The organism is Paenibacillus violae (assembly GCF_032461945.1).
In the GTDB taxonomy this organism is placed as follows: Bacteria; Bacillota; Bacilli; order Paenibacillales; family NBRC-103111; genus Paenibacillus_E; species Paenibacillus_E violae.
Map to the genome: position 1 here is coordinate 29914 of NZ_JAWCUD010000008.1, position 16651 is coordinate 46564.

The window sequence follows — 16651 nt, forward strand, 5'->3', positions numbered from 1 at the left end:
TAAACCATGCTATTTATAATTAAATAGATACAATAATAATGATGGAGGGGTTGTTTTGTTTAAAAAAGGACTATTTAGTTATGTTTTATTACTTCTAGTTATTACTTCAATGGTATTTACAGGGTGCGCTAGTACGAAAGAGCCATCGGCCACTGCTCCAGCAGCGACTGCGCAAACGACGCAAGCTACACCATCGCCAGCACCGGCCGCAACAGCGTCAACACCGGCGGAGAAAGTGGAATTGACCATTTCTGCTGCTGCCAGCTTAACGGATGCCTTGAAAGAAATTCAAACGAGCTACGAAGCTAAAAATAAACAAATTAAGCTGAACTATAACTTTGGCGCTTCTGGAGCGCTTGGGCAGCAAATTGAGCAAGGAGCTCCAGCCGACGTATTTTTATCGGCAGCGACCAAAAATATGAAAGCACTCGTTGACAAGCAGTTGATTGATGCCGCACAGCAAAAGAACCTGCTGATCAACGAATTGGTGCTTGTTGTGCCGGCAGATGGCAAAGTAGCTGTTCAGAAAGTGGAAGATCTAACGTCGGATGGAGTTAAACACGTTGCGATTGGCGAGCCGCAAACCGTTCCGGCAGGAAGTTATGCCAAAGAAGCGCTGACACAAACAAAGCTTTGGGATGGGCTGCAAGCCAAAATCGTACAGGGGAAAGACGTTCGTCAGGTACTGACTTATGTAGAATCAGGAAACGCTGAAGCTGGTTTCGTCTATAAAACCGATGCGCTGACTTCGCAAAAAGTGAAAGTTGCGTTAAGTGTCGACTCCAAAACCTACACGCCGATCGAATATCCGGCAGGTATTGTCAAAGCAACAAAACATAGCAAAGAAGCTGCGGATTTCTATGCGTACCTTCAAACGAAAGAAGCGCAGGATGTCTTTGTGAAATACGGTTTCACAATTCCGAAATGATGGAACAAATCGCTTGGCGTGAATTCTTTGATCCCATTCTGCTTTCGCTGAAAGTAGCGGCGATATCCAGTGTATTCGTTCTTGTCCTTGGCGGCTTGGCGGCCTGGGGAATGTCGCGGCGAAGCTTCCGGGGGAAGTCCTTCGTCGAAACGGCGATCTTGCTGCCTTTGGTGCTGCCGCCGACCGTTGTTGGCTTCATCCTGCTGGTGGTTCTCGGCAAAAAGAGCTGGATCGGTGCAGGGATGGAGATGTTATTCAATCAGTCTATTATTTTTACATGGGGTGCTGCCGTCATCGCTTCGATTGTGGTAGCTTTTCCCCTAGTCTATCAAACGATGAAAACAGGCTTTGCCTCCGTTAGCAGAGATGTGGAGGATGCAGGAAGATCATCGGGAGCCAAGGAGTGGCAGGTGCTGCGTTACATCACGCTGCCACTTGCGTGGCACTCGATAACGGCCGCTTACATCCTTGGGTTTGCCCGGGGGTTGGGTGAATTCGGTGCAACGCTCATGATTGCGGGCAACATACCGCATAAGACGCAGACGCTGCCTACAGCGATCTATATCGCAGTAGAGTCGGGGAACCAGACCCTCGCGTGGTGCTGGGCAGGAACGATTATTGTGATCTCATTTGCTTTGGTGTTGTTCGTTAATCGCAAAAGTGCCAATTAAAGAAACGAAAGCGTGTTTAGCTCGTCAATTTTGACGAAATAGCACGCTCTAGTTTCTTTTTTTATATGCTGGCGGCGTTAATTTTCCAAGGATGGCAATAATAAAGAATACCGATTAAACAAGTGGAGGAATGTATGGAACTAACGCCTGTAATTCCTTTCGAGCCGATTAGCACAGAGGCACTGCCCGAGTCTGGCGATTGGGTGGCGCAAATCAAATGGGATGGCGTCCGAATGCTCACGTATTTCGATGGCAACGAAGTCCGTCTCATCAACCGAAGATTAAACGATCGAACGATGCAATACCCGGAGATAGCTAATATTTCAACCTACTGCAAAGCCAAATCCGTTATTTTAGACGGGGAAATTATTGCACTCAAAGACGGGAAGCCATCCTTTCATGAAATCATGCGAAGAGACGGTGTAAGAAACTCGAAGAACATTCCACAGCTCCTAAAAACAGTCCCCGTCGTTTATATGATTTTTGACATCCTGTTTCATGATGGACAATGGGTGGTTGAGCAACCACTGCAACAGCGGCAGCAACTTTTATCTAAAGTGGTCTCGACGAGTGAAATGATCCAGGTTGTTCCTAACCATTCTGATCCTGCCTCGCTATATGCCGTGATGGAGCAGCATGACATGGAAGGGATTGTGCTCAAAGACTTAAACAGCAAATACCAACTTAATGGCAAAGATAAGCGATGGATGAAAAAGAAAATCATTCATGATCTTGTCGCTGTCGTAGGCGGGGTAACGAAGAGAGGGAAGTTAGTAAATGCTGTTATGCTGGGGCTTTATGACGATGCCGGGCAGCTTTGGTACATAGGCCATGCAGGAACCGGAAAGCTGACGCAAAGTGATTGGAGATCGTTAACGGAAGTCACGGATAAAATGGTTTTGGACAAAAAGCCGTTTTTTAACACGCCCGAAAGGTCCAAAGAAGCCATCTGGATTCAGCCTCTCATTACGGTCAAAATCAATTATATGGCCTGGACGCGAGAACGAAATTTACGCCAGCCCAGTATTCAAGCTATTGTTTCCGTATCGCCTGAGGAATGCAATTTCAGCCAACTTTAGCTGCCAGCTCAACAAACAAAAGCGCTCATCCTTAATCCAAGGATCAGCGCTTATTTATTTTACGTAACAGGTTCCTTCGCTTTTTTGGCGCGCGGCTTAGCTTTTGGTTTCTTTTCCTCCGTAACGGTCGCATCAGACTCCAAAGTCACTTTGCCGTCATCGGAGGATTTGGTAGCATCAAGGCTCGCTTGCAGAGCAGCCATAAGATCGATAACGCTCGTTTTTTGCAGAGCAGGCGCGGCTTGTACTTCTTCCCCTGCAATTTTGTGCTCGATAGCTTCCAGCAATCGTCCCCGATATTCATCTTTATATTTTTCCGGTTCAAAAGGAGAAGATAACTGGCTGATCAGCATTTTGGCCATATCCAGCTCACGTTCGTTCACGGTAACCTTCTCCGGCAAGTTAGGAACTTGCGAGATGGGACGAATTTCGTCGGGGTAGAAAATAGTCTCGAGCGCCAAGCAGTTCTCAATGACACGAATCGCGGCCAAAGAGCTCTTGGAGCGGATAGAAACTTTGGCGATGCCGATTTTGCCGGTTTGGCGCATCGAATCGAGCAGCAAATTATAGGCGCCAGCACCCGTATCCCCAGGCCCTAAATAATACGTTTTTTGAAAATATACAGGGTCGATATCCGTCAAGTTGACGAAGTCCAAAATTTTGATCTCTTTATTTGCTTCTCCTGAGATCGTTTCCAACTCTTCCTTTTCAAAAAGGACGAATCGCCCTGGTTCATATTCATAACCTTTCGTAATTTCATCCCACTCTACTTCTTTGTCGCAAGTCTGGCATTTGCGTACATAAGCAAGCGGGGTTATGCAGGTTTTATGTATATATCGCATGGAGATGTCCTTATCTTCCGTAGCCGAAAACATTTTCACAGGCACATGTACAAGTCCGAAAGAGATAGCGCCTTTCCAAACCGTATGCATCGCTTGATTCCTCCCCAAATGAGCTTCATTGTACTAGTATTCTCTTGATTTCTTTCCTTTATACGGATGCAATTTGAGAGAATGGTTTGCTACCTGAGTGGGTACGTTAATGATGCAAGTTTAATGCTAACTAGCTTGTCATAGGCAAAGCTAATGCTAAGGAGGGATTCACGGATGGCACAAGATTCAAATGCATCCCAAGATACAAGTAATCAGGGTCAAGAAGATCATTTTATGGATATTGACCGTATGATTAATGAGGGCTTGGGAGGCGGCAACGTCACCATGCATAACGGATTAATCGAGTCCACGTCAACGGATACGATGGATCATCCAGAATCCGTATTGGATGAGCCATGAACCTTCATCGCGCTCAGGAAATTTTAGCCGCTGATGAAAAGATTACGGTTGAACTTAACGGCGTTCCCGTCTGGATCGACAGTGTCGACTCCAACAAAGCGCTCGCTAAGGTTCATGCCGAGGAAAACCCGGCCGATTCCCGATTAGTGACCGTTCAAGAACTTGAAGAGGTTCACTGAGGAAATGGCAAGCCGGCCCCGATGTAATTCGGGGCCGGCTTTTTTTCATTTCAGGTTGCTGTGGCCTACTGGCGAAGTCTATAATAGGAGCAGCAAGCGCAATCGGAAGAAAGGGATGAGATCACTGGCTCAATCCACATTTACGTACTACTCCCAACATGAGGATGACACGGATCTACTTGGGAAATTGCTGGCAGCTTATTTGATCCCCGGCTCCGTCCTAACGTTAGACGGTGATTTGGGAGCAGGCAAGACGAGATTTTCGCAAGGTTTTGCAAGGGCGATAGGCATTCAAGAACACGTTAATTCCCCCACATTTACAATTATAAAAGAATATGAGGGAGCTAGGCTTCCTTTCTACCATATGGATATGTACCGCATTTCCCAAGAGGAGGCGGACGAGCTGGGGTTGGAGGATTACTTCTATGGAACCGGCGTGACCTTGATTGAATGGTCAAGCTTGATTGAAGATCTTCTGCCGCAGGAGCGACTTGCCATTACGATATCCCTTCAGGGGGATCAAACCAGAGTGTTTCACCTGACTCCGCACGGAGATCCGTATGTGAGTTGGTGTGTGCAGATGAAGGAGAACGGACATTTACAATGACAGACCGGACCAATTATTCAGGACGATGCTTAGCCATCGATACCTCATCTTCAGCGATGACAGTTGCGATTCTAGAAAACGGAAAGATGCTGGGCGAGGTAAGTTCGCATGCTGAGCGGAATCACTCTATCGGATTGCTTCCCCATATTCAAGATTTGCTGGCTGCGCTGCAGCTGAAACCGAAAGACCTGCAATCTGTTGCAGTGGGACAAGGCCCGGGCTCGTACACTGGGGTGCGTATTGCTGTTTCCGTTGCCAAGACATTTGCCTGGTCGCTGGGACTTGATCTTATCGGGGTATCCAGCTTGGAAGCCATGGCGCTTGGTGGAGCGATGAAGCAGGAGGACAAAAGCAATAAGAGGCTCACGTGGGTCGTGCCGCTTTTGGATGGAAGGCGCAAGCAGGCGTTTACTGCCGTTTACGCGTATTCGGGTGTTTCGCCGATGTCAGATCAAGTGGCGCTAACTGCAGATTGGCATGAAGTGCTGCCGGATGGTATTCGAGTCATTGGAGCCTGGTTGACGCAGCTGCTCGAGCAGGCGGCAAGTACAGAGCCTGAACAAGTGCCGCATAAGATCCTTTTTGTAGGCGAAACGGAGGGCTTCAGCGAAGAACTTGCACAATTTGCGCAAGATTGGAAAGGGAGCTCTGAGCAGCTTTCCTACGGGATCGAAGCCCAGTATATTGGCGCGCTTGCCTACCCTCGATTAGCGAAGGGTGAGAAGGCGGATGTGCATACATTTGTGCCAAATTACACAAGACTGCCGGAAGCAGAAGCGAATTTGCTGGCCGGCATCCAAGTGAAGAAGGGAGGGAATTGATTGTGGAACAACATCAACCGCAGACAACGGAAGAAACGTTGGTTTTTCGCTCCATGCAGATGGATGATATTCCCTTTATTTGTGAAATTGAGCAGGAGGCCTTTACGACACCTTGGACCAAAGGCGCTTTTGAAAATGAATTAACGAACAATCAGTTCGCTCATTATATGATCATGGATATTGGCGGCGACGTCGCTGGATACGGCGGCATGTGGCTCATTATGGAAGAGGCGCATGTAACGAATATTGCTGTCCGAGACTCTTACAGAGGCCGTAAGCTCGGAGAGCGTCTTATGCGTGAGTTGATGAAAACAGCCGCTTTTCTCGGGGCGATTCGTATGACGCTTGAGGTGCGGGCATCGAACTACGTGGCGCAAAATTTGTATGAAAAAGTCGGCTTCCGCTCCGTTGGTGTACGCAGAGGTTACTATACCGATAATCGTGAAGATGCGGTCATTATGTGGGCGGATTTGCCTAAGAGAAGAAAGGATAGTCTCGGGGATTGAGGCTTTCGGCAGGTGAAGAATGTGAGTAAATTGGATCAACAACAACGAGAAGTTGCGGAAGCAAGTACAGATAAATCTAGTAAACCCGTCTATATTTTGGCTATCGAAACAAGCTGTGATGAAACCTCTGTCGCCATTGTCGAAAATGGTAAAATCATACGCTCGAATGTGATTTCGAGCCAGATTGAGACGCATCAACGTTTTGGTGGCGTCGTGCCTGAGGTGGCTTCCCGGAAGCACGTGGAGTCGATCACGTGGATGCTGGAGGAAGCCGTTGAAAAAGCCGGGGTATCGCTTCAAGAGCTGTCAGCGATTGCCGTCACAGAGGGTCCCGGTCTGATCGGGGCTTTGCTGGTTGGCGTCGTTGCAGGCAAAGCGCTGGCCTGCGCACTGGATCTGCCGCTTATCGGTGTCCACCATATCGCGGGACATATTTATGCGAATCAGCTCGTGCATGAGCTGGAATATCCGCTGATTTCCCTCGTCGTGTCCGGCGGGCATACCGAGCTTGTGCTGCTCGAGGCGCCGGGCAAATTCCGCATCATCGGGCGAACACGCGATGATGCAGCTGGCGAAGCCTACGACAAAATCGCCAGAGCCATGGGGCTGCCATACCCTGGCGGCCCTCACGTGGATCGGCTTGCACAGGAAGCCGAATCCGAGATCAAGCTGCCGCGCTCGTGGCTTGAGGCAGATTCTTACGACTTCAGCTTCAGCGGATTGAAATCCGCTGTGCTGAACGTCGTCAACCAAAGCAAAATGCGCGGCGAAGCCGTCCAAACCGCGCAAATCGCCAAAGGCTTCCAAGCATCCGTCATCGACGTGCTTGTCGAAAAAGCGGCGCGCGCCGTCCGCGAATACGGCGCCAAACAGCTCCTGCTCGCGGGCGGAGTCGCCGCGAACAAAGGGCTGCGCAGCGCGCTGGCTGAGCGCTGCGGCGAGTTGGACGTGCCGCTGCTGGTGCCTCCGCACGCCCTATGTACGGACAACGCTGCGATGATAGGCGCAGCCGCTTTCCTGAAGTGGGACAAGCAGGAGTTCGACTCCATGGAGCTCAAAGCGGAGCCGCAGCTTAAGCTGGAAGAATGGTAGTCTGAAAAAAATAAATGTTCAGATAACGGTATTGACTTTGCCAAATGTGCATATTATAATCACAATCAATACTTTAAAACGCATCGAACGGGATTAGTACGGAACCTCAGTTTCGCTCAGAGAGCTGTGCGCTTGGTGAAAGCACAGACGAAACGTGACCAGAACTCGCCCGGGAGCGGTAAGGCTGATATGGATGCCAAGGATCCAGCACCCAAGTAGGTCTTGACGGTTGACCCCCGTGATCGGGTACATGAGTGGTTTCGAGTGTAACAGCTCGGATCAATTAGAGTGGTACCGCGGAAGGTTCAGACCTGTCGTCTCTTATTATAGAGATGGCAGGTCTTTTTGGTTTTCGAATATAGAACAAACGCAATGAACAAGAGTAGTAAGGGCTCACTTCTACGGTACAGAAAGCTGCGGGTTGATGCGACGCAGACCGTGAACGCCCCGAACTCGCTTGGAAGCGGTCATCCTGATCGGCAGTTTCACCTGCTGTTAGGGATGAACGGATGACCTCCGTGATCAGGTGACATAGCAGCCGCTATGTCTGAGGTGGGCTTCGTCATGCGGAGCCAACAAGAGTGGTACCGCGCTGGGTGAAGACCCGTCGTCTCTTATGTGGAGATGACGGGTCTTTTTGTCGTCTCCGTCTCCCGGACGGGAGCTCTGCCTCGATCGGCGGCGGAAAGGGAATTCCAGGGCGCTATTTCGTCGAAAAAGCCTTTAAAAGTTTTGGGAGGGGAACTATGGTCCGCTATTTCAGCGTATTTGGTGAAAATATGGTCCGCGGAGAGAGAATAAGGCCCTGTAGTTCCGCTTCGTGAGTGGAACTTCATCATTCCGTATGAATAGAGGAATGAGGTTCCCTTAAAACACTCACCACCAACACAAACAACTAATCTTCCAGCCGACAACTGGCAAGTATCAAGCATCACCACCAACAAACCACAGTCAACAAAGATTGGCTCTAATTCAAGGAGGAATTGAACCATGGAAAATAACACAAACCGCCGCATTCGCATTTTTGATACGACACTTAGAGACGGAGAGCAAGCGCCAGGCGCTTCACTTTACCCGGAAGAAAAAATTCGCATCGCAAGACAGCTAGCCAAAATGGGCGTTGATACAATCGAGCCCGGCTTCCCTATATCGAGCCCTGGTGACTTTCATGCGGTGCAGCAAATTTCGCGCGAACTGCAAGGTGTGGAAATTTGCGGATTTGCCCGTGCGATGAAGGCCGATATTGATTCGGCAATCAAAGCTACTCAAGACGCGGCTTCGCGCCGTATCCACATGTTCTTGTCCTCCTCGGACATCCACCTGGATTTCCAGCTTCGAAAATCCCGTCAGCAGGTCGTCGAGATGGCTCGATCCATGGTCGCATACGCGAAGCAGTTCGTGAACAACATTGAATTCTCGCCGATGGATGCTACACGGACCGGGGACGAATTCCTGTTTGAAGTGCTCGAGGCGGTCATTGCAGAGGGCGCTACGATTCTCAATATTCCGGACACAGTCGGCTATGCGCTGCCGGAAGAATACGGGGCAATGTTCCGCAGAGTGCGCCAAAGTGTAAGAGGCGGCGATACGGTCGAGTACAGTGCGCATTGCCACAACGATCTTGGGCTTGCTGTAGCAAATAGCCTTGCGGCAATTGCAGCTGGGGTCACACACGTTGAGGTAACGGTGAACGGGGTAGGAGAGCGCGCAGGAAACTGTTCCCTCGAAGAACTCGTGATGGCGATAGAGACGCGCAAGCAAACGATGGGTGTGGAAACTGGGATTGTGTCCAGCGAGATTTTCAACACATCCAAAATGGTCAGCCGCATCATGGGCTTCCCGATTGCTTACAACAAGCCGATTGTTGGAAGAAATGCCTTCCAGCACGAAGCGGGCATTCATCAGGACGGTTTGCTGAAAAACCGCAATACTTACGAAATTATGGACCCGGAAAAGCTGGGCATTCCACGCTCCATGATCATTCTTGGCAAGCATTCCGGAAGACACGCGCTGAAGCATCGCGTAGGCCAATTTGGCATTGAACTTTCAGGAGAAGAACTGGATACACTGTACACCAAGTTCAAAGAAAAAGCCGATGAACAGAAAATGGTAACCGACGATCAGCTTCTGGAGCTTGTTGGTTCAACGGTCGATGGACAAATGGAGCCATTCACACTGACGCATATGCAGGTTGTTTCCAGCAGTGATCGCAATCGTGTGGCTTCCGTCTCGGTTCGAGACAATCAGACAGGTGTTGAAAGTGTCTACTCAGGCACTGGCGAAGGTCCAATCGAAGCAATCGTGCAAAGCCTGCGACAAGCGATTCCGATGGATGTGGACTTCTCCGATCTGGAGCTGCATTCCTTGTCCACAGGTGAAAAAGCAACCGGAGAAGCGGAGGTCACGATCACGGTAGAAGGTCAAACCTATAAGAATACAGGTATCGACCAGGATGTGCTGGTAGCTGTGGCAAAAGCATTTATTTCCGCGTGTAACCAAGCGATTCGCATGCAAGGTCATCCTGCGGCAGATTCCACGGAAGTGACGACAGCTTCTTAATGGGTTCCGGCTACTCGAATTGTGAGAAAACTTAGTTATATACACGACTTGTGAACAAAGTTATGCACATGGCTTGTGGATAATGTGTATAACTTCAAAATTTCCCCATAGATCAAGGATGATAAAGGCGGAATTTGTCGAATAACTTTTTAACAAGTTTTTGTGGATAATGTGGATAAGATTGTGGAAAACAGTAGAAAACCTTTAGGAGGGGCGGATTTCGCCCTTCTTTTTTTTGTGGATAACGCTGTGTATGCAGAAAATAGACGTTTTGAGCCTCATTTTAAATTTTCGGAACAATCAAGCAGTGGATACTTTCGCCTATGGATGAAAATGCTAAATGCTAAAACAGCAGGAGAATCTCCATGGAATTTAGAAAAATGGTCCGAATTGTGGGTATCTTAGGTTTTGTTTTGCAGTTGTCCACAATTTTGGGGACGGTAGAGGCTCGTGAAGACACAACCATCCACAATAGTGCTGACCGAAATGAAAGGGCCGACAGAGCAGAAAGAGCTAAACAAGTGACCGTGGTTTCGATACCGGGCCTTTCTTTTCAGGAGCTTCAACCCGACCAGCTGTCGGACTTGCCTTATTTTAAGAAAATGACAGAGTTAGGCTCAGTAGGCGCTATGAATATTCGCACGGCAAATCGCTCAATGCGGGATGTGTATACCTCTTTGGGAGCAGGTGAACCCGCTGCAGGCCATGTGGAGGCGCTCGCTTTTGAAGCGAAAGAGTCCAGACATGGTGTTCGTGTATCAGACCTTATGAACCGGTATACAGGTCAATTGGAAGGTAATCAAGCCAGTCTTCTAAAGGAAGACTCCCTGATCGTTCCTGAGCTGGCCACGCTCAAGCGGCTTAACAAGGAGCAAGCCTTTGGCGTAGGCGCATTGGGAGATTTGCTGAAATCGTATGGTGTTCAACGTTCTGTACTAGGAAGCAGTGATTTGGGAAGAGGGTTGCACCTGGGACAAAAGCAATTACGTCGTTTTGCTCCTCTTATGCTTATGGATTCTAATGGAATTGTGGATAAGGGGACACTTAGTGAGGATGCGGCGATAGCTTCTGTGGATAGAGCAAGCGGTGTGAGTACCAATTATGCACATCTGTTTTCGTTGTGGAAAAATAGGCAGCAGCCAAGCATTACGCTAATTGAATTAGGTGATTTGTACAGATTGTATAATGAGAAAACGCATTACGATCAGGATCGGTTTAATGAGCTCAAAAAATGGGTGCTGCGTGACATGGACCAATGGTTGGGGCAATTGATGGAGGCGATGCAGCCTGGCATAGACAGCCTATGGTTGTTCTCGCCAGAGGTTAATGCGGAAGCAGCCAAAAGTAAACTGTACTTATCTCCAATTCTTCAATACACAACAGACGGTGTAGCAGGGATGTTTATTTCGGAATCTACCCGTAGGCAGGGGGTTGTTACTTCACAGGATTTCACAAGTACGCTGCTGAGCGAGTTCAAAATCCCGGTTCCTATTGGGTTAATGGGGATCCCTTTGGCTTCCACTGGCGTGAGCCATGCACTAGATCAGCTTGTGAAGGATCAAAGCAGCATGCAGATGGTTTATCGCAGCAGACCCTCGCTGCTGTATCCTTTTGCGACTTTTGAGATGATTGTCCTCTTGATCAGTTTGATCTATATTGTGTGGATAAAAAGGGGAGGAAGAAAAGAGGCCGTTCCTGCTCATGACGTTCTGCGGACGGTGCTGCTGTCACTTTTGACTGCGCCTGCCGTTATGTTGTTACTGGGATGGATCGCTGTGCCAGCTGTAACGCAACTCGGGATCGATGGAGCAATCGTCGTCCTTGTTATTAGCTTTATCGTGGGGAGTTTGTTACTGGCCATGATTCTGTCAGCATACAGCGAAATAACAACGATGATTTGGCTAGGTGTAGGAACCGCGTCACTCATCGTGCTGGACGCCTGTACAGGGGCGCACGCGATGAAATATTCCGTGCTCGGCTATGATCCGATGATCGGCGCACGTTACTACGGCATCGGCAACGAGTACATGGGCGTCCTGATCGGCGCCCTCGTTCTCGGCGTAACGGCGGCCTTGCAGCGCCGTTATGCCGCTCGCGGCACGCGAGCTTCGCGCGCGGCGGCGCTCGCCGCATGCGCTGCGTTCTTGCTCGTGACGGTGTGCCTGACGGCACCGTCACTTGGCGCGAACGCGGGCGGCGCCCTGAGCGCCGCGGTCGCCTTCGGCGTAGCCGGCGCGCAGTGCTTCGCCGGCGAACGCTGGCGCGAGCTGCGCCTAGGCAGGGCTTCGGCCCTGCTGGCAGCGCTGCTCGCGCTGGGGGTTGGGGCGCTGTGGCTGCTCAACAGCGCCGATTCTCCCGCGGCGTTCGCGCGGGAGAGCCATGTCGGGCGCGCGTTTCACGCGCTGCGCACCGGGCAGTTCGATCAGATCGGACATCTGATCGTGCGGAAGCTGCGGATGAACGTGCATTTGCTTCGTGCATCCGTCTGGAGCAAAGTGCTCATCACGAGCCTTTTCGTGATGGCTGTGTTGGTGCTTCGCCCTCGCGGCCGCCTGCGCGTGTGGCAGCACAAAAACCCGTACTGGATGTACGGGTTTTCGGCCAATATGATCGGAGCCATCGCAGCGCTGCTGCTGAATGACTCCGGCATTGTTGCTGCCGCGACGATGATCGTTTTCGTCGCCGTTCCTTTGCTGCTGCTGCGCCTGCGGGAGCTTGCGGCTCAGCCGGACGCTTAACGTGCAGCGGATGTCATCCAGCAACAATTAAGCGAGCAAAGTCTCCCACTCTTCATAACAAGCCGCAAGCGCGCTCTTCCGCTTGTCCACCTCAGCCGTCTTCTCCTGAACGAGGACGTAGTTGTTGTACACGTCCGGATCGGCGAGCTCCGCCTCCAAGGCCGAGACTTCGTCCTCCAAGCGCGCGATGTCGAGCTCAAGCTGCTCCAGCTTACGCTGGCGGCTGCGTTCTTCGCGTTTAGCCAGCTTGTCCGCTTCATACCCGCCGCCGCTGACGGCGGGTTCATTTTTACCTACGCTGCTAGCGGATTTCTTCTCTGCTTCTTTGGCAATTCGCTTCGCTTCCATTTCGGCGAGCTCCGCTTTTTTCTCCAAATAATCGTCATAGTTGCCAAGGTAAGTGGTGAGCCCGTCCTTTTGCAGATCGAGCATGCTCTCGGCCATTTTATTCAGGAAGTAGCGGTCGTGAGAGATGAAAAGGAGGGTGCCCTCATAATCCATCAACGCGGATTCCAGCACTTCTTTACTGTATAGATCCAAATGGTTGGTAGGCTCATCGAGGATGAGCACATTCGCTTTTTGCAGCATAAGCTTGGCCAAAGCTACACGGGCTTTTTCGCCGCCGCTTAAGGCAGAGACTTTCTTGAAGACTTCTTCTCCGCTGAACAAGAAATTGCCGAGCACGGTGCGAATCCGGGCTTCCTCCAGATGCGGATAGGTGTTCCACACTTCCTCGAGCACGCTGTTGGAAGGAGTTAGGCCTGTCTGCTCTTGATCGTAATAGCCAATTGTGACGCCTGTTCCCCATTTGAAGGTGCCGGCGTCTTGTTTGTGCTGACCGATTAATGTCTTGAGCAGCGTCGATTTGCCGACCCCGTTGGGGCCGATGAGAGCAGCCGTTTCCGAGCGGCGCAGCTGGAAGGAGACACCATCGAGCAGACGGTTTTTCCCGTCATAGGAAAGCGCCAAACGATCGACCTGAAGGACTTCTTTACCGGATGTCTGCTCGATTTCAAATGAAAACGAAGCGCGCTTCAAATCGCCCAAAGGCTTATCCAGACGATCCATTTTCTCGAGCTGCTTGCGGCGGCTTTGCGCTCTTTTGGTCGTAGAAGCACGCACGATGTTACGCTGTACAAAGTCCTCCAGCTTAGCAATCTCCTCCTGCTGCTTTTCAAATTGCTTCATTTCAATTTCGTAGTTGGCTTCTTTGATCTCGATAAAACGGGAATAGTTGCCCGTGTATCGCTTGGAAGCATGGCGTTCAATTTCATAAATGGACGTGGCTAAAGCATCCAGGAAAAAGCGGTCATGGGATACGACCAGAATCGCACCCGGATAACCCCGCAGATATCCTTCCAGCCAAGTGAGCGTCTGAATATCCAAATGGTTCGTAGGCTCATCGAGCATGAGCAGATCGGGCTCTTCGAGCAGCATTTTCGCCAATGCCAATCTAGTTTTCTGGCCGCCGCTTAGCGTTTGAACAAGGGTGTCGGGAGAAAACTGGCCGAAGCCCATCCCGTGAAGGATCCCGCGAATTTTGGCCTCGATTTCGTATCCGCCTTGCTCACGAAAATATTCGGAACGCCCCGCGTAACGATTCATCGTCGTTTCGTACTTTTTCTCATCCTCAATGAGGGAGGGGTCAGCCATCTGGGCTTCCAGCTCGCGCAGCTCTCTCTCTGTTTCCAGCAAGGAGCTGAAAACGCTGAGCAGCTCATTCCAAATGGACTTGTCCGTTTGCAAACCGCTGTTTTGTTTTAAATAACCGATTTTCGTTTCTTTCGCTTTGAAAAGATCGCCGCTGTCATAGGACATTTCGCCGGCAATAATCTGGAGCAGGGTTGACTTCCCGGCACCGTTCACACCAACTAGACCAATCCGTTCCTTGTCCTCGATTTGAAGCGTTATATTGGAGAGTACAGAACGTACCCCGTAGCTTTTGGAAATGTTAGAAACCTGTAATAACATCTTCTGCTGCCTCCTGCTTATTAATGAAAGAATCTGTGCAAGTCGTGAACCAAACTGCCTATAATCCCATCAATTCACTAGTATACACCATGCGTGAGTACGTCGTATGCTTAATTTTGCATAGAGGCTGAAGGGGGATAGAGGGATGGCGTACGTGTCTTTGCGGCTTGCTAGATATATAGGTTTTTTTGCGCTGCTTGTTGTTGTGCTTGCGTCGCCAATCCAGAGCTGGGATAAAGGCTTATTATCCAATATTCCCGTTATGCCTGCAGCTAGTATCGAAACGCCTGCTTCCTTCACTGTTATGTCTTTTAATATGCATCACGGAGAAGGCATGGATGGTAAAGTGGATATCATTCGGATTGCCGATCTTCTGCGGCATGGAAATGCCGATATTATCGCTCTTCAAGAAGTAGACCGTTACCGCGTGCGCAGCGGATTCGTGGACCAGGCCCGAGAGCTTTCCGAAATGCTCGGCATGCATATGGTTTATAGTCCTAGTCTAACCTATAAGGTAGGTCAATATGGCATTGCCCTTTTGAGTCGCTATCCGATTGTCGACAGCAGTTGGGCGCTTCTTCCTGGAAATTTGGAAACGAGAAGCCTGCTAATGGCCACTGTACAGATTGGCTCCGAGCCCGTCCATGTTGCCACGACCCATTTGGGACTTTCCGGGGAGGACCGAAGGCTTCAGCTTACACGTATATCGGAGCTTTTGGCAGATAAACAAGAACAGCTTGTCGTTGCCGGCGATTTTAATATGGAAGAGGATGCATTTCCAGTCAAAATGAACAGGATGTCGCTCTTGGACGTCCCATTAAGCAAAAACTCTCAGAGCACTTTTGCAGGTGGCCAAAGGATCGATTATGTTTTCGCGAATGTGAAAAATACCGGTTCAGCATGGACGGTTCCGACGATATTTTCGGACCATTTACCTGTTATAGCACGGTTTAGAGTGGGCTCTGCAGCACGAGTATAGTTTTTTTCTTTGTTTATGTTAAAATGGGGGAAACCACTCCTTGTTAGGAAGGGCTGAGCCAGTATGAACATTCGTGAACGGAAAATTGAACTACGTAAGGATATGGAAGAACTACGCTCATCCATTACAGCGGAAGAACGAGAAGAGAAGCAGCAGCGCATTCATGAGCGAATGACGAAGCTTTGTTCAGATAGACTTCTTGGTGCTGGGCAGCAGGAGGCGTCCGTTCCCCCTACGATAATGACTTATATGCCATTCCGGTCGGAGCTGGATGTTGCTCCACTAATGGAATGGTGTTGGCAGCAGGGAATTCGTGTGCTGGTGCCGAAAGTTGTAGCAGATACGAAAACAATGAATTTGCATATCATACACGCCTACGACGATCTGGAGAGCGGCGCCTGGGGCATTAGAGAGCCTCATAGCAATGTGCCGATCGAGCAAGATTTATCCACCATTTCGATGATCCTGGTGCCAGGGCTTGCCTTTGACATGGATTTCGGAAGGCTGGGGTATGGCGGAGGTTTTTATGACAGATTCATGCAGCTATTTGCTGCGCGAGGTCTGAAGAGACCTTTTGCGGTTGCTGCTGCTTTTGATAAGCAGTTGATTCCTGCAGTGCCCTCCTCCTGGCATGATTTCCGGGTAGATGGCATTGTCACCGAAAGCAAAATGGTCTTTAAAACAGAAACCTAAAAGGGAGGTAAGTAATTTGCCCGATTCCTCTCCATTAACCCATTTTAACGAACAGGGACGAGCTCGCATGGTTGATATTTCGGACAAACCGGAGACGAAGCGAACCGCGACAGCCCGTTCGACTTTGCTTATGAAAAGCGAGACACTTTCCTTAATTAAACAGGGTAAAATGAAAAAAGGCGACGTCCTCGCTGTCGCACAGGTGGCTGGCATCATGGCCGCGAAAAAAACGTCAGATTGGATTCCTATGTGCCACCCGATTGCTTTATCCGGCATAGATATTCAATTTGCCGATAATGGCAGCAACGAACTCTACATAGAAGCAACTGTTCGGACGACGGGACCGACAGGCGTGGAGATGGAGGCTTTAACAGCCGTATCCGCCGCCGCGTTAACCGTCTATGACATGTGCAAAGCCGCAGAGAAAGATATGATTATTAGCTCCACGATGCTAGTCACGAAAACGGGCGGTAAAAATGGGGATTTTCACAGACAAGATAGTTGATTGAGACGCGACTTAGACCACTAGGGTTTGC

Annotated in this window: 17 protein-coding genes and 2 other annotated features; of the genes, 15 read left to right on the forward strand and 2 right to left on the reverse strand. The window is 49.9% G+C overall.

Annotated features, from left to right (window positions below; genetic code table 11):
• The first annotated feature begins 55 nt into the window (after nucleotides 1-55).
• The 3 genes from modA (at nucleotide 56) to RQP52_RS21515 (ending at nucleotide 2678) form a co-directional block, all read left to right on the forward strand.
• A complete protein-coding gene (modA, locus tag RQP52_RS21505; RefSeq protein WP_394358171.1) occupies nucleotides 56-928 on the forward strand; it encodes a molybdate ABC transporter substrate-binding protein in 873 nt (290 codons plus the stop codon).
• On the forward strand, nucleotides 928-1599 hold the full coding sequence (modB, locus tag RQP52_RS21510) for a molybdate ABC transporter permease subunit (protein WP_315953762.1): 672 nt from the start codon (nucleotides 928-930) through the stop codon (nucleotides 1597-1599). The genes modA and modB overlap by 1 nt, the downstream gene beginning before the upstream one ends.
• Before the next feature lie 134 nt (nucleotides 1600-1733).
• Nucleotides 1734-2678 carry an ATP-dependent DNA ligase gene (locus tag RQP52_RS21515; protein ID WP_315953763.1) on the forward strand — a complete coding sequence of 315 codons (945 nt, stop codon included), beginning with the start codon at nucleotides 1734-1736 and terminating at the stop codon, nucleotides 2676-2678.
• Nucleotides 2679-2737: 59 nt separating this feature from the next.
• Here RQP52_RS21515 and ku read toward each other — a convergent pair whose 3' ends face one another.
• Nucleotides 2738-3610 carry a non-homologous end joining protein Ku gene (gene ku / locus RQP52_RS21520; RefSeq protein WP_315953764.1) on the reverse strand — a complete coding sequence of 291 codons (873 nt, stop codon included), beginning with the start codon at nucleotides 3608-3610 and terminating at the stop codon, nucleotides 2738-2740.
• A 174-nt stretch (nucleotides 3611-3784) separates the two neighbouring features.
• Here ku and RQP52_RS21525 point away from each other — a divergent pair, with 174 nt between their 5' ends.
• The 9 genes from RQP52_RS21525 (at nucleotide 3785) to RQP52_RS21565 (ending at nucleotide 12472) form a co-directional block, all read left to right on the forward strand.
• The gene (locus tag RQP52_RS21525) at nucleotides 3785-3970 is read left to right on the forward strand and encodes a hypothetical protein (RefSeq protein WP_315953765.1); all 186 of its coding nucleotides are present in this window, start codon (nucleotides 3785-3787) and stop codon (nucleotides 3968-3970) included.
• Nucleotides 3967-4149 (forward strand): H-type small acid-soluble spore protein, encoded by a 183-nt coding sequence (locus tag RQP52_RS21530; RefSeq protein WP_315953766.1) that lies wholly within the window; start codon nucleotides 3967-3969, stop codon nucleotides 4147-4149. Before RQP52_RS21525 ends, RQP52_RS21530 begins: the two co-directional genes overlap by 4 nt.
• Nucleotides 4150-4264: 115 nt before the next feature.
• Complete coding sequence (gene tsaE, locus RQP52_RS21535; RefSeq protein WP_315953767.1) at nucleotides 4265-4756, forward strand: tRNA (adenosine(37)-N6)-threonylcarbamoyltransferase complex ATPase subunit type 1 TsaE; 492 nt, start codon at nucleotides 4265-4267, stop codon at nucleotides 4754-4756.
• Nucleotides 4753-5577, forward strand: a complete 825-nt coding sequence (gene tsaB / locus RQP52_RS21540) for a tRNA (adenosine(37)-N6)-threonylcarbamoyltransferase complex dimerization subunit type 1 TsaB (protein ID WP_315953768.1) — start codon at nucleotides 4753-4755, stop codon at nucleotides 5575-5577. The genes tsaE and tsaB overlap by 4 nt, the downstream gene beginning before the upstream one ends.
• A gap of 53 nt (nucleotides 5578-5630) precedes the next feature.
• Nucleotides 5631-6083, forward strand: a complete 453-nt coding sequence (gene rimI / locus RQP52_RS21545) for a ribosomal protein S18-alanine N-acetyltransferase (RefSeq protein WP_315954017.1) — start codon at nucleotides 5631-5633, stop codon at nucleotides 6081-6083.
• 30 nt (nucleotides 6084-6113) lie between these two features.
• Nucleotides 6114-7175 carry a tRNA (adenosine(37)-N6)-threonylcarbamoyltransferase complex transferase subunit TsaD gene (gene tsaD / locus RQP52_RS21550; RefSeq protein WP_315954018.1) on the forward strand — a complete coding sequence of 354 codons (1062 nt, stop codon included), beginning with the start codon at nucleotides 6114-6116 and terminating at the stop codon, nucleotides 7173-7175.
• A 74-nt stretch (nucleotides 7176-7249) separates the two neighbouring features.
• Nucleotides 7250-7500 (forward strand) — a binding site (T-box leader).
• Between the two features lie 38 nt (nucleotides 7501-7538).
• Nucleotides 7539-7793 (forward strand) — a binding site (T-box leader).
• A gap of 372 nt (nucleotides 7794-8165) precedes the next feature.
• Nucleotides 8166-9734, forward strand: coding sequence for a 2-isopropylmalate synthase (locus RQP52_RS21555; RefSeq protein WP_315953769.1), 1569 nt, complete (start codon nucleotides 8166-8168; stop codon nucleotides 9732-9734).
• Between the two features lie 162 nt (nucleotides 9735-9896).
• The gene (locus RQP52_RS21560) at nucleotides 9897-10139 is read left to right on the forward strand and encodes a hypothetical protein (protein WP_315953770.1); all 243 of its coding nucleotides are present in this window, start codon (nucleotides 9897-9899) and stop codon (nucleotides 10137-10139) included.
• The gene (locus RQP52_RS21565; protein ID WP_315953771.1) at nucleotides 10100-12472 is read left to right on the forward strand and encodes a hypothetical protein; all 2373 of its coding nucleotides are present in this window, start codon (nucleotides 10100-10102) and stop codon (nucleotides 12470-12472) included. Before RQP52_RS21560 ends, RQP52_RS21565 begins: the two co-directional genes overlap by 40 nt.
• Before the next feature lie 27 nt (nucleotides 12473-12499).
• On the opposite strand, the gene RQP52_RS21570 is transcribed toward RQP52_RS21565, so the two are convergent.
• Nucleotides 12500-14443 carry an ABC-F family ATP-binding cassette domain-containing protein gene (locus tag RQP52_RS21570; protein ID WP_315953772.1) on the reverse strand — a complete coding sequence of 648 codons (1944 nt, stop codon included), beginning with the start codon at nucleotides 14441-14443 and terminating at the stop codon, nucleotides 12500-12502.
• Between the two features lie 145 nt (nucleotides 14444-14588).
• Between RQP52_RS21570 and RQP52_RS21575 the strand changes: the two genes are divergently transcribed.
• The 3 genes from RQP52_RS21575 (at nucleotide 14589) to moaC (ending at nucleotide 16620) form a co-directional block, all read left to right on the forward strand.
• Nucleotides 14589-15422: an endonuclease/exonuclease/phosphatase family protein gene (locus RQP52_RS21575; protein ID WP_315953773.1), complete on the forward strand. Its 834-nt coding sequence runs from the start codon at nucleotides 14589-14591 to the stop codon at nucleotides 15420-15422.
• Between the two features lie 63 nt (nucleotides 15423-15485).
• The gene (locus RQP52_RS21580) at nucleotides 15486-16115 is read left to right on the forward strand and encodes a 5-formyltetrahydrofolate cyclo-ligase (RefSeq protein WP_315953774.1); all 630 of its coding nucleotides are present in this window, start codon (nucleotides 15486-15488) and stop codon (nucleotides 16113-16115) included.
• Nucleotides 16116-16131: 16 nt separating this feature from the next.
• Nucleotides 16132-16620, forward strand: coding sequence for a cyclic pyranopterin monophosphate synthase MoaC (moaC, locus tag RQP52_RS21585; protein ID WP_258567637.1), 489 nt, complete (start codon nucleotides 16132-16134; stop codon nucleotides 16618-16620).
• Nucleotides 16621-16651 lie beyond the last annotated feature (31 nt).